General features: G+C 40.5%; 23 protein-coding genes. 13 read left to right on the top strand and 10 right to left on the bottom strand.

The window, feature by feature from the left end:
• Nucleotides 1-8: 8 nt before the first annotated feature.
• The 10 genes from ACLN19_RS00180 to ACLN19_RS00135 all read left to right on the top strand — a co-directional run bounded on the left by ACLN19_RS00180 (nucleotide 9) and on the right by ACLN19_RS00135 (nucleotide 5,943).
• Entirely contained in the window at nucleotides 9-338 is a 330-nt protein-coding gene (locus tag ACLN19_RS00180) for a hypothetical protein (protein WP_413381687.1), read from the top strand.
• A 2-nt stretch (nucleotides 339-340) separates the two neighbouring features.
• Entirely contained in the window at nucleotides 341-616 is a 276-nt protein-coding gene (locus tag ACLN19_RS00175; RefSeq protein ID WP_413381684.1) for an XRE family transcriptional regulator, read from the top strand.
• A complete protein-coding gene (locus ACLN19_RS00170) occupies nucleotides 606-773 on the top strand; it encodes a flagellar biosynthesis protein FlgC (protein WP_413381681.1) in 168 nt (55 codons plus the stop codon). Before ACLN19_RS00175 ends, ACLN19_RS00170 begins: the two co-directional genes overlap by 11 nt.
• Nucleotides 766-939, top strand: a complete 174-nt coding sequence (locus ACLN19_RS00165) for a hypothetical protein (RefSeq protein ID WP_413381679.1) — start codon at nucleotides 766-768, stop codon at nucleotides 937-939. Before ACLN19_RS00170 ends, ACLN19_RS00165 begins: the two co-directional genes overlap by 8 nt.
• Before the next feature lies 1 nt (nucleotide 940).
• The gene (locus ACLN19_RS00160; protein WP_413381676.1) at nucleotides 941-1,813 is read left to right on the top strand and encodes a primase alpha helix C-terminal domain-containing protein; all 873 of its coding nucleotides are present in this window, start codon (nucleotides 941-943) and stop codon (nucleotides 1,811-1,813) included.
• Nucleotides 1,810-3,309, top strand: a complete 1,500-nt coding sequence (locus tag ACLN19_RS00155) for a DNA primase family protein (protein WP_413381673.1) — start codon at nucleotides 1,810-1,812, stop codon at nucleotides 3,307-3,309. Before ACLN19_RS00160 ends, ACLN19_RS00155 begins: the two co-directional genes overlap by 4 nt.
• Nucleotides 3,310-3,608: 299 nt before the next feature.
• Nucleotides 3,609-4,049: a hypothetical protein gene (locus tag ACLN19_RS00150; protein ID WP_413381670.1), complete on the top strand. Its 441-nt coding sequence runs from the start codon at nucleotides 3,609-3,611 to the stop codon at nucleotides 4,047-4,049.
• Between the two features lie 71 nt (nucleotides 4,050-4,120).
• Nucleotides 4,121-4,621: a hypothetical protein gene (locus ACLN19_RS00145; protein ID WP_413381667.1), complete on the top strand. Its 501-nt coding sequence runs from the start codon at nucleotides 4,121-4,123 to the stop codon at nucleotides 4,619-4,621.
• 405 nt (nucleotides 4,622-5,026) lie between these two features.
• Complete coding sequence (locus ACLN19_RS00140) at nucleotides 5,027-5,446, top strand: DUF1492 domain-containing protein (protein WP_413381664.1); 420 nt, start codon at nucleotides 5,027-5,029, stop codon at nucleotides 5,444-5,446.
• A gap of 98 nt (nucleotides 5,447-5,544) precedes the next feature.
• Nucleotides 5,545-5,943 carry a type II toxin-antitoxin system HicB family antitoxin gene (locus ACLN19_RS00135; protein ID WP_413381661.1) on the top strand — a complete coding sequence of 133 codons (399 nt, stop codon included), beginning with the start codon at nucleotides 5,545-5,547 and terminating at the stop codon, nucleotides 5,941-5,943.
• A 331-nt stretch (nucleotides 5,944-6,274) separates the two neighbouring features.
• Here the strand turns inward: ACLN19_RS00135 and ACLN19_RS00130 are convergent, their stop codons facing one another.
• The 4 genes from ACLN19_RS00130 to ACLN19_RS00115 form a co-directional block, all read right to left on the bottom strand.
• The gene (locus tag ACLN19_RS00130; protein ID WP_413381658.1) at nucleotides 6,275-6,964 is read right to left on the bottom strand and encodes a response regulator transcription factor; all 690 of its coding nucleotides are present in this window, start codon (nucleotides 6,962-6,964) and stop codon (nucleotides 6,275-6,277) included.
• A gap of 88 nt (nucleotides 6,965-7,052) precedes the next feature.
• Nucleotides 7,053-7,586: a DUF177 domain-containing protein gene (locus ACLN19_RS00125; protein WP_413381655.1), complete on the bottom strand. Its 534-nt coding sequence runs from the start codon at nucleotides 7,584-7,586 to the stop codon at nucleotides 7,053-7,055.
• A gap of 183 nt (nucleotides 7,587-7,769) precedes the next feature.
• Nucleotides 7,770-8,666, bottom strand: a complete 897-nt coding sequence (htpX, locus tag ACLN19_RS00120) for a zinc metalloprotease HtpX (RefSeq protein WP_413381652.1) — start codon at nucleotides 8,664-8,666, stop codon at nucleotides 7,770-7,772.
• 30 nt (nucleotides 8,667-8,696) lie between these two features.
• Nucleotides 8,697-9,248, bottom strand: a complete 552-nt coding sequence (locus ACLN19_RS00115; protein ID WP_413381649.1) for a LemA family protein — start codon at nucleotides 9,246-9,248, stop codon at nucleotides 8,697-8,699.
• A gap of 122 nt (nucleotides 9,249-9,370) precedes the next feature.
• Here ACLN19_RS00115 and rsmG point away from each other — a divergent pair, with 122 nt between their 5' ends.
• From rsmG to ACLN19_RS00100, 3 genes are read left to right on the top strand one after another with little or no spacing between them, the layout of a single operon-like run.
• Nucleotides 9,371-10,084 (top strand): 16S rRNA (guanine(527)-N(7))-methyltransferase RsmG, encoded by a 714-nt coding sequence (gene rsmG, locus ACLN19_RS00110; protein ID WP_413381646.1) that lies wholly within the window; start codon nucleotides 9,371-9,373, stop codon nucleotides 10,082-10,084.
• 12 nt (nucleotides 10,085-10,096) lie between these two features.
• Nucleotides 10,097-11,476, top strand: a complete 1,380-nt coding sequence (locus tag ACLN19_RS00105; protein WP_413381643.1) for a TrkH family potassium uptake protein — start codon at nucleotides 10,097-10,099, stop codon at nucleotides 11,474-11,476.
• A 24-nt stretch (nucleotides 11,477-11,500) separates the two neighbouring features.
• On the top strand, nucleotides 11,501-12,172 hold the full coding sequence (locus ACLN19_RS00100) for a potassium channel family protein (RefSeq protein WP_413381639.1): 672 nt from the start codon (nucleotides 11,501-11,503) through the stop codon (nucleotides 12,170-12,172).
• Between the two features lie 45 nt (nucleotides 12,173-12,217).
• Here the strand turns inward: ACLN19_RS00100 and sstT are convergent, their stop codons facing one another.
• The 6 genes from sstT to ACLN19_RS00070 form a co-directional block, all read right to left on the bottom strand.
• A complete protein-coding gene (gene sstT, locus ACLN19_RS00095) occupies nucleotides 12,218-13,438 on the bottom strand; it encodes a serine/threonine transporter SstT (protein WP_413381636.1) in 1,221 nt (406 codons plus the stop codon).
• A gap of 188 nt (nucleotides 13,439-13,626) precedes the next feature.
• Entirely contained in the window at nucleotides 13,627-14,319 is a 693-nt protein-coding gene (locus ACLN19_RS00090) for a methionine ABC transporter permease (RefSeq protein WP_413381633.1), read from the bottom strand.
• A complete protein-coding gene (locus ACLN19_RS00085) occupies nucleotides 14,316-15,386 on the bottom strand; it encodes a methionine ABC transporter ATP-binding protein (RefSeq protein WP_413381630.1) in 1,071 nt (356 codons plus the stop codon). The genes ACLN19_RS00090 and ACLN19_RS00085 overlap by 4 nt, the downstream gene beginning before the upstream one ends.
• Complete coding sequence (locus ACLN19_RS00080) at nucleotides 15,379-16,755, bottom strand: M20/M25/M40 family metallo-hydrolase (protein WP_413381627.1); 1,377 nt, start codon at nucleotides 16,753-16,755, stop codon at nucleotides 15,379-15,381. Before ACLN19_RS00080 ends, ACLN19_RS00085 begins: the two co-directional genes overlap by 8 nt.
• Nucleotides 16,756-16,845: 90 nt before the next feature.
• Complete coding sequence (locus ACLN19_RS00075; protein WP_413381624.1) at nucleotides 16,846-17,676, bottom strand: MetQ/NlpA family ABC transporter substrate-binding protein; 831 nt, start codon at nucleotides 17,674-17,676, stop codon at nucleotides 16,846-16,848.
• Nucleotides 17,677-17,828: 152 nt separating this feature from the next.
• Complete coding sequence (locus tag ACLN19_RS00070) at nucleotides 17,829-18,659, bottom strand: amino acid ABC transporter substrate-binding protein (RefSeq protein ID WP_413381621.1); 831 nt, start codon at nucleotides 18,657-18,659, stop codon at nucleotides 17,829-17,831.
• Nucleotides 18,660-18,667 lie beyond the last annotated feature (8 nt).

Raw genomic sequence — 18,667 nt, 5'->3', positions numbered from 1 at the left:
GAGGTCTTATGAGTTTACCAGAGAATTACAGACGAGTCTTAAGGTTGATTAAGACAGGGGCAGAGAATGCGACTACAGGCGCTGAGATAGCCCTTATTTTGAAGTTAGATGAGCGGACAGTCCAAAGTATCATAAGCCGACTAATCACGCGCTACGGCGTGCCTATCATTGGTATCAGGCACGGTCTAAATCGTGGCTATTTTATCCCAGAAGATAAGGCTGAACTGTTAGACGGTGCTAGAGCTTTTTATAATCAGGTACAGGAAGAACAAAAGCGCCTTGGGGTACTTTTAAACGCTGATTTGAGCGAATGGCAGGATTTACTAGAGGGGGACTAACTATGAGTGTATTAAGCGCAGAGACAGAGCAAGCTTTTAGTATGGAACTTTTAGCAATGATTGACAATTACATCAAGGCGCGTGACCGACCGCATCAACGGGTGCTAGGCTTGATGACAGCCGAGCAGGTCAAGCATGAGTTAGACGTTAGCCATTCAACCCTTCTACGTTGGGAAGAGCTTGGCTTGAAACGCTATTCACCACCGCTTGAAGACAGTCGTAAGGTCTTTTACAAGGTGAGTGACATTTTGATATTTTTGGGGGTAGATGATGATTGATGACTTGATAGCTGAACTAATTGATTTACAAACATTAACAGATATGGCTGTTATTAACGACACGATGGATAGTTACGCAGCAACAAGCCGAATAGTAAACCGAGAACTCGGGCGAATAATTGCAAAACTAGAGAAGGAGAGTCAAACCAATGGTTAATATGCTGTTAAGAAGAGGTTCGGGAAGATTCAGTACCCACCCAGCTAGAAAAGGACTTAAAGCCTTTAGTGGCGTGGCTTATAAGAATAGACAGGCAAGCTATGAAGACATCAAGCAAGCCCAACAAGTCAAAAAGCTACGTAAGAAACGCAGGAAGGGGCGCTGATATGGCATTCTATGAGAGCCGAGGGGTCAAACAGGCTAGCTTGCATAAATTTGATTATAAAGGTGATCCCTTTGACTACATCAAGAACTTTAAACCTAAAGTCATCCCACAAGGTACTGACCTAGCAACTTACAAGCAAACCAAAGCCCCTTATGTTATCAGTGGGGAGATGAAAGCCGAAAGCAACGGTACTTATAAGCGTAGCAATGCCACCCTCTTATGCCGTGATTTGGTATTCCTTGATTATGATGATATTGCTATGGGTGATGACGAGTTTATAGAGCACATCGCAAAAGCCTTGTTTGGTTATGCTTATGTCTTATATCCGACTATCTCACATACTAGAGACAAACCACGGTATAGGTTAGTTGTCAAACCTAGCCATAAGATGAACGAGTCAAGCTATAAAGCGACAGTCAAGGATATAGCCGACACAATAGGACTACCGTTTGACCTATCCAGTATGACATGGGCACAGTTGCAGGGGTTGCCAGTGACCACAGGAGACCCACAGGACTATCAAAAGATAGTCAGTGACGGTTTACCTTATCCAGTAGCTAAAGAGCCTACACAGGCTCAGAGGGCTGTTTCCAGCTACACACCAAAAGCCAGGACAGGAAAATCTATCACTATGCGAGTTATAGACACCCTCTTAAATGGCTTTGGCGATGAGGGAGGGCGCAACGTCGCAGCTACTAAATTCATCGGGCTACTCTTTAATAAATGGGTTGATTGTGACCTTGAAACAGCCTATGAGCTGACTAAAATAGCCAACAGCGTGACAAGCCAACCGCTACCACTAGCAGAGCTTGACAGGACTTTTGAGAGCATAGCACGCGCAGAAATCAGAAAGAGAGGACTAGGGATAGAGTGAACCTAGAAGAATTATCAAAAGAGTTTGAACAGAGCAAAGCAGAAAGTGATTTTTCAGAACCTAGGACGATGAAAGAACTTGAAGATAAAATCTATCAAGCAGGCGAACTATGGCGAGCTGAAAACACTACGATTAACGAGAAGAAAGGTAAGAAAACTGTTCCGCTACCTAGTCATGGCGTTGTGGCTAAGTATCTGATAAAGCTATGTCAGTTTACCTTTATCGGGAAAGGTGGGAGAACAGACAACAGCCCTTTATATGTGTATAACCTAGATACGGGGCTATATACATTCAGCCAAGACTTGTTAAACCGTCTATGTTATAAATTTGACCCACGGTTAAAATCAACCCATGTCAAAGAGTCCCTATTGGTGATCAGGACAAAAACTAAGATGAGATTACCTTTTGACAATCCCAATCTTATCCCAGTTGCTAACGGCGTTTTTAATAAAAAGACACATAAATTGGAGCCCTTCTCACCTAGCTATATCATCACCGCTAAAATCAAGACCGCTTACAACGAGGAGGCAAGCAAACCTATTCTAGGCGGCTGGTTTGATTTTGAAAGATGGCTAGAGTCAATCGCTTGTGATGATGAGGAGATTGTCACGCTATTATGGCAAGTTATGGATGAGGCTATCAACCCAAACCGAACACGAAACAAAATGGCGATATTGTACGGTGAGGGCAATAACGGTAAAGGGACTTTTCAGAGCTTGCTTGTCAATCTGATAGGCATGGAGAACATAGCCACCTTAAAGCCCGACCAATTCAAGGACTATCACCCATCTACCCTTGAGGGGAAAGTGGCCAATATTGGTGACGACATCAGCAATAAATTTTTAGATGACGTTTCTGACTTAATGAGTATTGTCAGTGGTGACCCTATCACGGTAAATCCTAAAATGCAGAAACCCTATGAGGCAACATTTAAATTATTTTGTCTTTTCTCAGGCAACGACCTACCCAGAGCACGCAATAAAAGCCAAGGGTGGTACAGGCGTTTGTGTATTATCCCGTTCAATGCCGATTTTAACGGTCAAAAGGAACGGCCAGAGATTAAGAGAGAGTTTTTAAAAGACAAAAAGCTTTTAGAGTGGGTGCTCTACAAAATCTTGAACATGGCCGACTTTGAAACATTCATAGAACCAAAAGCCGTGTCAGACGTGTTAGAGTCCTACAAGAAGGACAATGACTATACAGTTGCATTTATCGTTGATGACTACATGGCGCGTGATCTACATCTTGTCCGCAGGGTACCGTTAACGTGGATTAAAGAAGAATATATCACATTCCTAGAAATGAACGACTTACAGCAACACATTCCCTACGGGTTCGGCAAAGGGTTTGTAAAATCACTAGCAGACCAAACAGGCGGGACGTACATTCTCAAAAAAGGACGAATGGGAAAAAAAGACGTTGAAGAGTTCCCCGAGCTATTGACAGATACCAAATACGTCGGCAATACAGACAACCTAGTTGTAAAACAGAAATGATTTTTGTTGACGTTCGTTGACGTTCGTTGACGTTGTTTTTGAGAACGTCAACAGAACCAAAACCCTTGAGCCATAAGGGATAAATATAAAATGTTGACGTTGTTGACGTTATAAAAATAAATATATATATATATAGATTTTACTTTTTACTTAAATATATATGCTTTCTGAAAAGAACGTCAACATCATCAACATTTTTCAAAACCCTTGGGGGAGTAAGGATTGGGCGATATTATAAACGTCAACAAAACAGGAACATTTTTTTAGGAACTGTAAAAAATAGAAATGGAGACTAAAAAATGACAGAAAATGGCTACCTAGAACAAGCGGAAAAAGACAGACTGGAACTTGAACAGCACCGCTTTAATTATATGGCTGATAATACACCTATCGAGCATAGCGACATTCCAAAACTACTAGAGATAGCTAACAAGTTGAGGGAAGAAGATATTAGTTTAAACATCTATGAACTATACAAACACCCAGAGGCGCGTGCTAAACTATTCTCACAGATAGCTGAAGCTTGTTATATGGCTTTGAGTGCAACACCAACACAAGCCCAAAGATTGGTATTTTGTGACTATTTAGAACAGCGATACGAAACAATCCTAAAGAAAATGATTGCCAGCACGGACAAACAGGCGCTAGGTGAGTTACTAGATTTGTTAAAGCTACCGCCAGAGACAGAAAGCCAATTTATCCGAGACATGGCAGTCAGTGGGTTATTATCCAAAGATTGAGACAGAGAGGTACGCGCCTCTTTTTGTCATTTAATCAATAAATTTGGGTTTTCTCTATAAGGGAGGGGAAAATGATCGAATTGACCATAGAAAGCATAACCAAACCACTGAAACAAAAAGGCTTATCAAAAATATCTGGTAAGTTAAAGGGAGTAGGTATCACTATTGACCTTAATAACCTAACTGTTAACTACGATAGCCAAGAGATAAACCTAGCCAGCATACCAGGAACTTACGGAGGTATCCGCTACTTCTTCCTTTGCCCTGTTTGTGGTAGGCGGTGTAGAAAACTATTCAAATCCAAAATTATTTTTTCTTGTGGAACTTGTCAAGACAGGCACAAGGACACTTTGAACCGAAGTAAAACCGATTGTCAGTATTATTTTGGTCTAGCATTGAAAGAGGCTAGGAAAATAGACCCTAATTATTATCCAGAAAAGGGCTACGTAGATTATGACAACTTTCCAAGTCGCCCTAAAAGAATGAGAGGCAAGACTTATTGGAGACATTACAAAAGATTTACTAGCTACCTAGACAAAGGGCTGAGATATTGGCAAGGTGGACTGAGCTAACAGGGTGCATAAGTTTGGAACGTGGCTTGGTACAACGTTCTGAAAAAATGGCGAAGTTTTGGTGAGATAGTACGTGATTGAACAAATAGGTTTTACTCAATTGAACAAAGGACGAAACAAAGAACACGCGCAGGCAGTTACAGAATTTTAGGCATGAAAAAGCCAAACTGAAAAAACTATATTTTTTGAGCTTTTGCTATCGTTTTTATATACCGCCCCCACCATATCAGGATAAGGAGAGCCACAGCAAGGTGTTTGCTTATATCGCACGCCGATTTTTTTAGATTTTTAAGGGGTGTCATGCGTGGCTAGCAAGCCTTGATATATATAAGATTTTTATATATTATAAAGGGTATAATCATTCAGTTTTTAGACACATTGTTTAAAACATTAAGAGGTGAGTCAGTGATTAAACCAAGTCAAAGATTAAAAGAGATTAAAGCACTTGATGGGTACATTGATAGTCAGGTAAAGCAACTTGAGAAGATAGAGAGCCAAGCCCTAAAGGTCACTAGCACTATCAAAGCCGACAGGGTAAACGGTGGGCGACAAACTAAAAGAGATGACCTTTACATTGAGCTAATCGGTTTGAAAGAGGATATACAGAAAAGCATTGCTAAAGCCGTCACCCAAAAACGTGAGTTTATGGCCATGATTGACCGTGTCGAAGATTTGGAAAGTCAGACCTTATTATTCCAGTACTATATTGAAAAGGTGGATATATGGCAGATATGCGAACAATGGGAGTTTTCACGAAAGACTTTTTACCAAAAAATCAAAAAAGCTAACCAGCAACTAGACGAGATACTCACGCGCAATCAGTAAATAAAACAAGTGTTTTTAATGCGTGTTATTTTTGACAAGTGTTTGAAACAAGTGTAGATTATACTTGTTAATACGATAAAGGAGCTTTATGACCTATCATGAAATACACATATCTAGCACTTTTTGAAACAGGCAAAGGCGGTTATACAATCACATTCCCAGACTTTCAAGGGGCAATCAGTGAGGCAGATAGTTTAAACGAGGCTATCTATAAAGCCCGGGAAGTCCTAGAAATCTATGCGATTATGTACGAAGACGACAAGAAAGAGTTTCCTGCACCTTCAAGTTTTAAAGCCCTAGCCAGTGAGCTAGTAAGCGATGATGACATTATCCAGGCTATCACGGTTGACACTGAGCTTGTGCGTAAGCGTGAGCGCTCTAAAACAGTCAATAAGACAGTCACCTTGCCGAATTGGTTGGTAGAGGTTGGCAAAGAACATAATATCAATTTTAGCCAGCTCTTACAGAAAGCCATCAGGGAAGAATTAAACGTCTGACCGTAGCGCGTGGGATTTATGCTATAATGGATCTAGTGGCAATCAAAAAAAGCGTATCTGAAATACGCTAGTTTCTTGCCTATTGAACTCGTTATTTGACCCTTAATTTAGGGTCTTTTTTTGTGAACTTTTTTCGGAACTTTCTATGAAAATCTATGATTATCTATAATAAGTTGATTTTGCCTAAACCCCAATAATAGCAAGGGTTTTGGCGTTCTATGGTGAACTATGAAAAAGCCTTGCTTAAAGTCATTTATTATACCATATCAGGTTTAAAATAACGCACCTAAAAACTGGTCAAGTGATACTTAACCAGCCTCCTAATACCTGCTTAATTGTCTCGAATGATATAGCCAACTCCACGGACCGTCTGAATAAAGGAGTCTTTACCTGGAATATCAATCTTGCCACGTAAATAACGGACATAAACATCAACGACATTGGTCTTAGCGTCTAAATCATACTGCCAAACATTTTCAAGGAGCGTTTCACGGCTCAGCGCTTGCCCCATATGTTGCATTAAAATGCTTAAGAGATCAAACTCACGTTTGGTTAAAGCAATTTCCGTATTACCTCGCTTCACGGAACGATTTTGCTTATTTAAAACCAAATCATGCGCTGCCACTTTTGGTTCTGCCTGAGCATCATGACCAGACTTTTGCTGACGTCGAAAGATAGCACGGACATGTGCCATCAGCTCTTCAATCGCAAACGGCTTGATAATGTAGGCATCGGCACCGCTATCTAAGACTGAAATCACATCCATAGCAGAGTCTCTAGAGAGCATCATCATGACATAACCAGCTTGCTTTTCTTGCAATTTCTTTGCCACTTCCTCACTGTCATCATCTACTAGACTACCATCTAATAAAATCAAATCATACTCTTTATCCAAGGCACGCTTGATACCAGTCTTTGCCGTACGCTCTGTATCAACACTATGACCTTCATTCATCAGCTCTAAGGACAATAAGCGTGTTAAACTCTTCTCCTGTTCAATTATCAATACCTTTTTTCTCATCTAATAAGACACCTCCCTTTCCCTATTAACTTATCTATCCCAGCAACAAAGCGTGATTAGACAGATAACTGCTCCCAAACAGTTATCTTTAATCGTCAAAAAGACCCTCCAGAGCCGAAAACGGATTCGTTTCTTTTTTCTTTTGTGCTTGTAATGTATCATACTGCTCTTCAGTCATAACAGCCCAGTCTTGTCCAGACGGCATGGACGACTCAGCTTTTTCTTCCTCAGAGAGTACACTAAGGGGAATAGCTAGTAAAATATTGTCAGCGACACTTTCAGCTAAATCAATAGCATCACCTTCAATCACCAGAGCTAACTGTTGCTCAACCAAATCTTCTTTTTGAACAACGTGACTCACTTCGATAAAGACCTCATCTACAAGCTGCTTCTCAGATAAGGAAACGGGCATCATAGAACGACTAGATGGCAAGGTAATATCATAAGTCAACGTATAGTTAAGGAGATAAAGCCCATCATCATACGAGGCTACTCCTACGGCATGGATATTATCCACTGCTAAAATCTCTGGATTTCGTTTGACCAAAAGGTCGTTTAACTCTAATTTTCTGTCAAAGGCTAAACCTTCAGCATTTTTACGAATCTCCGCTAGTGTAAGCATTATTTCTCCTTATCTATGTTTTCAGAGCAGACTAGTACACAATCTTCCCCACTATATTATAACACATAGTAATTAAAAAAACTAACAATTTATTGTTTTCTTATCGAAATAGTTTTCATCATCAACCCATCTACTAAAAAAGAGTTTACTTAAAGTAAACTCTTTGGGTGTTATGCTCATACGCTACATATTTTTGAGGCGTTCGATACGATCAGCAATAGGAGGGTGGGTGTAAAATAGCGACTTTAGTCCCTCTTTTTTCTTAGGATCATTGATAAATAAAGCCGCACTTGCTGGATCAACTGTTTGTTTCATGGGACTTGATTGATCCAATGTTTCAAGAGCTCTTATCATGCCTTGAGGGTTTCTGGTTAATTCCACCGAACTCGCATCTGCCAAATATTCCCTCTGACGCGAAATAGCCAACTGTACCAAAGTAGCCGCTAAAGGAGCTAGTAATAACGCCAAGATAGAAAACAGTAGGATGATAAGATTGGCACCACCTTCATCTCGATCATCATTACGACGCCTAGAAGCACCGCCATACCACATCATTCGACTACCAATACTTGATAAAAAGGTAATGGCACTCGCCAAAGCTACCGCAATGGTTGAGATACGAATGTCATAATTGCGAATATGACTTACTTCGTGCCCCATCACACCTTCTAGTTCTTCTCGATTCATCACAGCCAAAAGACCGCTAGTCGCTGCTACGGCTGCATTATTGGGATTAGAGCCTGTGGCAAAGGCATTAAGAGACGGATCATCAATGATAAAGACCCTAGGCATAGGAATCTGCGCTACCATAGCCATATCTTCAACAACATGGTAAAGATCAGGCGCTTCTGCTTCTGTCACCTCACGTGCATTATTCATGGACATGACGATAGAGGTTGACTGCAAAATCATAGACATGGCGTAAATAAAGCCTATAATAAGCGCAATAGCAACGCCTCCTGTCAAGCTACCCAACCATAAATAACCAACTGCTGCTCCAATTAAACCCAATAAGAGAAAAAAGAAGACAAGCAATAACACTGTTCGTCGCTTATTTTGTGCGATTTGCTTATATAACATAGATTGCCTCTCTACGATTTAGATGCCAACTTAAAAATCAAAGGATACTTTTGGCACAGCCTTTTCTTCTTCAGGAATCTCTAAAAAGGCACTTGCTTTAAAGCCAAATAGTTTGCCAACGATATTAGACGGAAATGTCTCCAACTTAACATTGTAATTAGCAGTGGTTGTATTGTAGAGTTGGCGTGAGTAAGAAATTTTATTTTCCGTGTTGGTTAGCTCATCTTGTAATTTCACAAAGCTCGCATTGGCTTTAAGGTCAGGGTAATTTTCAGCTACTGCAAAAAAACCACTCATCTGACGACTAAGCTCATTACTTGCTGCCATAGCCTCTGTTGGATTTTGTGCTTTAGCGACTTGGGCACGCAATTCTGCAATTTTTTCTAAGGTACTTCCTTCGTATTTTGAGTAGCCTTTAACTGTCTCAATCAAATTGGGAATAAGGTCATTACGGCGTTTGAGTTGGACATCAATCTGACTCCAAGCCTCTTGTGTACGCATGCGATTAGTGACCAAGCTATTGTAGCTAAAGACCAACCATAAGACAATAACAACCAGAACACCGACTAGAATCCACATCATATTATTTTCCTCCATCTTCTATTTGATTACATTATAACAATTTTTAAACAAAACACAAGATAAAGACACCTTTCACGAACATTTGTGGTAAAATATTAGCCAGTAATGGATAAGGAGACACTATGACACCTGAAGAATTTTACATTGCCTTAAGCAAGCACTCTATCGTGCTTTCTGACACTCAAAAAGAGCAATTTGAGCACTATTTTGAGCTACTGATTGACTGGAATCAAAACATTAACTTAACGGCTATCACAGGCAAAAATGACGTTTATCTAAAACACTTTTATGACTCTATCGCTCCTATTTTACATGGGACTATCCAAAATGATGACTTGCGATTACTTGATATTGGAGCTGGTGCTGGTTTTCCGAGTCTTCCTATGAAGATTATCTTTCCAAATCTTCAAGTCACCATCATTGACTCGCTTAATAAACGCATTAGTTTTCTCAATCAAGTCGCTAAAGACCTTCAGCTTAATCAGGTCGCTTTTTACCATGGTCGCGCTGAGGATTTTGGACAAGACAAAGCCTTTCGTGGACAGTTTGATATCGTGACAGCACGCGCCGTTGCTCGTATGCAAGTCCTCTCAGAGTTGACCATCCCCTTTTTAAAAGTCAACGGCCAACTCATCGCCTTAAAAGCCGCAGCAGCCGATGATGAGCTAAAAGATGCCAAACAAGCTCTTAATCTCCTTTTTTCAAAAGTCATTGAGAGCTATGATTACCACCTACCAAATGGAGATATGCGCAATCTCACAGTGATTGAAAAGAAAAAGGAAACCCCAAATAAATACCCTAGACGTGCTGGTTTGCCAGCTAAAAAACCACTATAAGCGAGGTTAGTTATGCTGTTATTTCATCACTTAGAGCGTTTATCTGTCACCAAACGCCTTAGTATCAGCTTTTTAATCGTCATCCTTATCGGTAGCCTAGTCTTGTCACTACCTATCATGCACTATGCTAATGCGCCAGAGACAAGCTATCTCGATCATCTCTTTACGGCGGTCTCAATGGTCTGTGTGACTGGGCTTTCCGTCTTTCCCGTAGCTGATGTCTATAACGGATTTGGACAAGTCATCTCCATGATACTCATGCAAATCGGAGGTCTGGGCTTAGTCACCTTGATTTCTATCTCTTACTTTATCCTAAAGCGTAAACTGTCTGTCAAAGGCCAAGACCTCTTACAAAGTGCCATTACCTATAATAGCGCTGATAACTTAAAGAGCTATCTCTTTACGATCTACCGTGTGACCCTGCTTCTTGAGGGAGTCTGTGCACTTTTATTAGCCATTGATTTTATTCCTCGCTATGGCGTAGCTAATGGTATCTTTAATAGTATATTCCTAGCCATCTCTGCCTTTTGTAATGCTGGCTTTGATAATCTAGGCTCAAGTAGTCTACAGGATTTTAAACTCAATCCTCTCGTCAACCTCGTCATCGCCTTTTTAATCATTTCTGGAGGCCTTGGCTTTATGGTTTGGCAAGACCTCTATCAAGCCAGCAAACACTTTCTAAAAAGCAAGCCCAAACGCCTAAAAGCCTTCACCAAAAGGCTTAGTAACCACACACGTATCGTCTTAAGCGCTACTGCTTTTTTACTGGTTACAGGAACTGCTCTCACATGGCTTCTTGAGGCAAGTAATCCAGAAACCATCGAAAAACTGCCCTTCTGGGGACAAGGTTTGGTCAGCTTTTTTCAAAGCGTCACCATGCGTACAGCTGGTTTTTCAACTATCGACTACACCACAACCGAACACTCTACAGGACTCATCTATATCCTACAGATGTTTATCGGAGGAAGCCCTGGAGGGACCGCTGGAGGTCTAAAAGTCACTGTTTTAGCAGTCTTATTTCTCCTCATCAAATCTGAAATTCGTGGTCAGACGCAGGTCACTTATCGCTTTAAAGGGATTCCCAGAAGGGTCATCAGACAGACCTTGAGTGTCCTTGTCTTCTTCTTTAGCGTGCTCATTATTGGCTATCTCTGCCTACTTGAGGTAGAACCTCAGCTTGATCCCTTTGCACTCTTTTTTGAAGCGACAAGTGCTCTTGCCACCGTCGGTGTCTCTATGAACTTAACAACTCAGCTCTCAACAGCTGGACAGCTCGTCATCATAGCGCTCATGTTTATTGGACGTGTCGGTCCTATCACAGTCATTATGGCTCTTTTACAAAATCAACAAAAAGACATTACTTATGCTGAAACTGACATCATCCTAGGTTAGAATCTAATGAAAGAGGACTTTTTTATGAAACATAAGATTATCGGTGTACTAGGTCTTGGTATTTTTGGACAAACCGTCGCCTATGACCTCAGTAAATTTGATCAAGAAGTCATTGCTTGTGACAAATCTAAAGACAATGTCCAAGCTGTCTCAGAATATGCTACCAAGGCTGCCATTGGCGACATTGCAGACCTTGATTTTTTAAAACACATCGGCATTGCTGATTGTGATTGTGTCGTGATTGCGACTGGTAATAGCTTAGAGGCTTCTGTTTTAGCCGTTATGCACTGTAAAAAACTAGGTGTCCCTAAAATTATCGCCAAAGCACGAAATACAACTTACCAAGAAGTACTTTATGAAATTGGCGCTGACTTAGTCATCTCACCTGAGCGTGAGTCTGGTAGCAGTCTGGCCTCACAACTCCTACGCCAACGCATTACAGATGTTTTTGAAATCGAATCAGACATCAAAGTCATTGAATTTAGCGTCCCTAAAGACTGGATAGGAAAAACCATTGTCGAGCTAGATGTCAGACGTCAGTACAATCTCAACCTCATCGGCCTACGTCACTCAAAAACGGACAAGCTCCATACTGACCTAGCTCTACAACAACCACTTCAAGAAGGGGATATCATCGTTGCTATTTCTAATAACGATACCTTTGAAAAATTTGACTACCTAGGTTATTTTAAATAAACTAAAAAGCCTTGACCAAATGGTCAAGGCTTTTAATAAGTTCTATTATTTAACCGTTTTTTTCTTACCCCAGACAGATTGCTCTGCAATAGCTGTAAAGAGCACATCTGTTGATGAATTAAGAGCCGTTTCACAGGAATCTTGGACAACTCCAATGATAAAACCAACCCCTACGACTTGCATGGCAAGATCATTTGAAATTCCAAAAAGACTGCACGCCACAGGAATGAGAAGCAGCGAGCCACCTGCCACACCCGATGCTCCACAAGCTGATACAGCTGCGACAATGCTAAGTAAAAGTGCTGTTGGAAAATCAACAGTGATACCTAGTGTATTGACAGCAGCAAGCGTCAATACATTTATAGTAATAGCCGCTCCAGCCATATTGATAGTGGCCCCTAGAGGAATAGATACTGTATAAGTATCAGGGTCAAGCCCTAGATCTTGACAGAGCTTTAGATTGACAGGGATATTCGCAGCCGAACTACGTGTAAAGAAAGCTGTAACTCCTGATTCTTTCAAACAACGAAACACCAAAGGGTAGGGATTTTGACGTGTCATGATAAAAGCAATGATAGGGTTGACGACCAAAGCGACAAAAAGCATCGTAGCAATCAATGTCACAATCAACAAACCATACTTGCTCAAAATCCCAATACCGTTTTCAGAAATGGTCGTAAACACTAAGCCTAAGATGCCAAAAGGCGCTAAATTGATAATCCAGCTGACCACTTTTGAAGTCACTTCTGCCATCGTTTGCATCAGGTCTTTGGTATGTTGACTAGCTGTTCGCATGGCTAGCCCAAAGACCACAGCCCAGGCTAAAACACTGATATAATTAGCCGTTGCTAGGGCATTGACAGGATTATCAACAACCTTTAATAACAAATCTTGAAAAACTTCAGCAACCCCTTGAGGAGCAGAAAGTTCTGTTTGTGTGGTTTGTGTCAATACTAAGGTCAAGGGGAAGAGATAGTTGACTAAAACAGCTACTAAGGCCGCTGCAAACGTCCCTAATAAATACAAAAAAATGACCGTGGACATATTGCTTTTTTGCCCAGACTCATGCTTTGAAAGAGCGCTAGCTACCAAGGTAAAAACCAAAAGAGGGGCAACTGCTTTTAGCCCTCCTACAAACAACTCTCCCAATAAACCGATAACAGCTACTTTAGGCAAAAGTAAGCCTAGTAACATACCGACAACCACACCCATAGCAATTCGTTTGATTAAGCTGGTGCGATTCCAAGTTTTAATGAGGCGTTTCATAGTGTCTCCTAACTAATTCATTGTCTTTATCATAGCATATCCACTAAAAGTCGTCAAACCAGCTAAAATGTCTATTTCTTTTTCACTTTGAGGTTATCTGAGCATAGTTGATTGCAAAAAAGGTTACTTCATTTTTAAACCATAAGGCTGAAAAATGAAGTAACCCTTTACTGACTATAAGCATACCATTATTTATGACTGAGTTTTTTGGTCAAAAAATCCCCTAAAAATTGAATGATAAAAATTAAAACTAAGATTAAAATAGTTGCCACTAAAGTAATGTCGTCTCGTGAGTAGTTGTACCCTTTCGTAATGGCAACAGACCCTAGACCACCTGCACCAATGGCACCAGCCATGGCTGTTTCACCGACTAGCGAAATCAAGGTTACTGTTGACACCCGAATCAAATCAGGCAAGCCTTCGCCGAGATAAACCAGAATAATATCCCAAAGTGTCGCACCAGAAGCTTGTGCTGCTTCTATAACACCTCCATCAAGCTCTGCTAAAACGACTTGTACTTGTCGAGCAAAGAATGGGAAAACTGCCAAAGATAACGGAACTAGCGCAGCTTGTGAACCTAAGGTTGTTCCTATAATCGCACGTGTCACAGGTGCAATAAAGGCAAGTAAAATAATAAATGGCAAGGCTCTAAAAACCGAGACAATCTTATCAAGGATGTTAAAAGCAAGGCTGTTGGCAATGACCCCACGAGGCCCCATCAAAACGAGGAACAAGCCCGCTACCAAACCCATAAAACCACCGATAAGAAAAGACCAAAAAGTCATATAAAGCGTCTGATTGATAGCTGTCAACCAACCGTAACTTCCTGTCCAGCCCATTTGATATACATTTGGGAGATATGTTTGTATCCATTCTGTCATGCCTTGTCACCTTCTTTCAATACAGTTAGGGCAACTTCCGTTGCAGCAATCGCTTTAAAAGCCTCATCCAGATTTTTCTCATCGCCTGATAAGACGACAACCATTTCACCGACAGGTACATTGTCTAAAATCTCGATATTACCATAAAGGATGTTAGTTGTAATACCAAAGCGCTTATAAATACTATTTAAAAGCGGCTCATCTGTACTATGCCCTGCGTATTTGAGCAAGACCAATCGTGAATCGTCTGGCAAGTCTTTAATCAATGGCTGTTGGTAAATCTTCTCCAGCGCCTCATCAATACCCGTAGCCGTTTTGATGAAATCTTTAGTCAAGTCTTCTCTAGGATTAGTGAAGATATCCAGAACAGACCCTTCTTCTATCAAGTGCCCATTTTGCATAACAGCCACACGATTAGCAATATCTTTGACAATCTGCATCTCATGCGTGATAAGGACAATGGTCAAACCTAATTTTCGGTTTAACTCTTGTAGAAGGGCTAAAATTTGCTTGGTCGTCTTAGGGTCTAGTGCTGATGTTGACTCATCTGAAATCAAAATCTTAGGGTCATTTGCTAGCGCTCGTGCAATAGCCACACGTTGTTTTTGACCTCCTGAGAGTTGTGAAGGGTAATTTTGAGCGCGATCTGACAAACCAACCAAGTCTAGGAGCTTAGCTACTTTTTCTGCTTTTTCTTGCTTAGATAAACCCGAATGTTTGAGCGCAAAGGCAACATTTTGCTCTGCTGTTAATTGACTCATCAAATTAAAATGTTGGAAAATCATCCCAATATCACGTCTTTTTTGACGTAATTGACTACTGCTTAGAGTCACCTTATCCTCATAGATAATGTCTCCGTCAATACTAATCTTACCCTTACTTGGTACTTGCAAGAGGTTGACAACACGCACAAGTGTTGATTTTCCAGCTCCCGAATAACCTACGATACCGTAAATGTCCCCCTTGTTAATCTGCAAACTCACGTCTTTAACTGCCTCAATAGTGCGTTTTTTTTGACGGAAAGTCACATCGATATGGTTTAAATCTATCATTATATTCTTACTCATAAGATTCTATCAAAGCCTCCACTAATTCGATATGTGTATAATAATCAGCTATGCTAACATTTTCATCGCCACCATGGTCATGACTATTAGCATTTCCGATACCAAAAGCTAGCATGGGAGCACCAAGTGCCTGATAAACAGTGTGCATAGGTCCTGTGCCAGGAGAGGTCGGAAGAACTGACACCCCCTTTTCATAAAATGTCTCTGCCAATGAAATCACATTTAACACTGCATCATCCGATAAATCGCTACGATAACTCATCTCTCCCAGAGTATATTCTATCTCCACAGCCTCAAAGCCTGATCTATCTAAATGGTTACGAATCGCCTCTAAGACCCCTTCTGGTGTCAAACTAGGTACCAAACGCACCTCAGCCTTGCAACTAGCTGAAGCAGGCAGGATAGGCTTTACACCTTCACCCTGATAGCCTGACTCTATGCCTTCAATATTAAGAGAGGGCTCAAAAAACAAACGGTAAAGCAACTCACGACGCTCGCTCTTTAAAGTCGGCAAGGTCAAACCGTAGATTTGCTTTAGGCTGTTAGCTGTCCTATTGGCATAGCGCTCCACCAATTCTAACTCACGCGCATTTGGTGGTATAACTTTGTCATAAATGCCTTCTACTAACAACCTACCCTGACTATCTCTAAGACTTGCTAAAGCATTGATCAAATACCAGGCAGCTGAGTCAATAACCCCTCCAAAAGAAGAATGAATATCAGCATCAGCTGAGACGACTTTGAGATTAAAGGTGACGATCCCTTTATTACCTCCTGAAATTTCAAGCTGGTCATTGATATTTTTACTACCATCTTCCCAAATCAGCAAGTCAGCACCCGCTAAGCGCTTTTTATACTTAGCCAAATAATCCGCTAGGTTAGTCGAAGCCGACTCTTCTGCACCTTCCATGATAAAGATAATATTAACAGGAAGTTGATTATCATGCTTTTTCATGTACTTTTTAACGGCAGAAAGACGAGCTGTAATATTACCTTTATCATCATTAACCCCACGACCATACATCAGACCATAGTGAACACTCAAGGTAAACGGATCCGTTGACCAGCTTTGCTGGCTGTCTGCTGGCACTGTATCATAATGATTATAGATAATAATAGTCTTAGCATTAGGACGACTTGCCTTAAACTCCGCAATGATAAATGGCGCCTTATAACTATCATCGATGGTCACATGAGCACCAGCTGCTGTGAATACTTCCCCCAAATAAGCTGCGGTTTCTCGTAAACCTATATTTTGCGAAAAAATAGACTTTTTAGCAATTAGCGTTCGTAATACTTCAAAATAATGCTGGACAATTTCATCTGTTTCAAATTTTGCGATTTGTTCCTTTTCAGTTGAAAATGGCATAATGTCTCCTCAATCAGTAAAGAAGTTGAAACCCTTGTCTCAACTCCTTTACCCATACTTTTAGTCAACAACCCTCTATCCCAAAAGGAATTACCATTGTGGGATATCTGATGAGGTATCTTTAATAACTTTTTTCACATCATCTGTGTGATAAGCATCAACGATAGCTTTGATAGCATCTACGTTGGCTTGCTTTTCCCAATCTTTACGAGCTGCAATAACGTTAATCCATTGTTGTGAATTATCATCTTTTTCCTCAACAAAGATCGCATCATCTGTGGTCAAGTTAGCTTGCTCTAAGTAAGTATTATTGATGATAGCGGCATCAACATCAGCTAGTGAACGTGGTGTTTGGCTAGCATCTAGCTCTTCGATTTTAATATTCTTTGTGTTTTCCTTGATATTAGCTACTGTGGCAATCTCTTTACCAGACACATCTAGCTTAATAAGCCCTGCTGCTTGAAGAACATAAAGAGCACGACTACCATTTGATGGGTCATTTGGAATAGCGATTGTCGCACCATCTTTAAGCTCGCTCACTTTTTTCACTTTAGTTGAGTAAAGACGGATAGGCGCTAGATAAGTGTCTGCAATAGCGACAAGGTCTTGATTATTTTCTTTATTCCAATTTTCAAGGAAATTATAATGCTGGAACGCATTGATATCAATTTCTTTATTGGCTAAGGCTTCATTAGGTTGACTATAGTCGGTAAACTCTGTAAACTCGATATTAGCTTTATCACCAACCAACTCTTTAATCTTATCCCAGCGTGCCCTTTCAGTATCTGACATATTAACAACTCCAACTTTGACTGTCTTACTATCATCTGATGAGGCACTTTTATTGGACGAACATGCTGCCAATCCTAAAACGGCTACTGTCGCAAGAGCAAATCCTGTTAATACTTTCTTAAATGTCATAGCTTTTCTCTTTTCTTTTTTGATATGGTCTTATTATCCCATATCCCTCGGTATTTTTCCAATTGTTAAAAATAGAGGGTTAGTTATAGCTTACAACTATAAGCTATCTTTCAGACACTAAAAAAAGACGTCTTACACGTCTTTTTTGGAGATTAGTCAGCCGATGGAATCTTCATTTCATCAGCACTTGGAGCGTAATTACCACCAAGGTACTCTTCAGATAATTTAGCCAATGTGCCATCTTTTTCAAGCTCTTTCAAGCGTTTATTGACAAAGTCTTGCAAGTCTTCTTGGTCAGAGCCAAAGATAAAGTAAATAAACGGCTTCTCATCTGATGGTAAATCGATAGTCTTTACATTATCCAACCCTTGGTCTTTGATGATAGTGTTAACCGATGGGGCATCAAAAATCTTAAAATCAAATTTACCACTATTGACATTAGCTAACATCTGGTTGATATTTTCTTCAGTATAGTTGATATCTACTGGATTGCTGCTGTGCTCTTTATTATAGTTTTCAAGTTGTGTAGCTGTTGAGGTCCCTTGGACGACCTGAGTCGAGTGTCCTGAAATGTCGTCATAAGAGGTAATGTCGCTATCCTTTGGTACCACTAGCACAGATGGTGTTGAGCCAATCGGAGTTGAAAAGAGGTATTTAGACGCACGTTCCTTTGAAAAGCTGATATTGTTTCCACCCATTTGATACTTTCCTGCGTCAATACCTGTAAAGAGTGATGACCATTCAATTTTTTCAAAATTGACCTTATACTTGTCCGAATCTTTAAAGACAGCCTTTGCCACTTCGACATCATAGCCTGTTAATTTGCCATCTTTTTCATAAGAAAACGGTTTTGTAGTGCCGACTGTTGCAAAGTTAACTTCTTCTTTACCATCTGATGAGCTTGTCTTAGAGCCACAAGCCACTAAAACAGCGCTAGCTACTACAGCCAGCCCAGCGATTCCCAATAATTTCTTTATTTTCATAAGGATTA

It is taken from the genome of Streptococcus lishijunsis (assembly GCF_047290665.1).
GTDB lineage: Bacteria > Bacillota > Bacilli > Lactobacillales > Streptococcaceae > Streptococcus.
The sequence above is the reverse complement of the archived record's forward strand: the minus strand, read 5'-3'. Positions and strand labels throughout refer to the sequence as shown.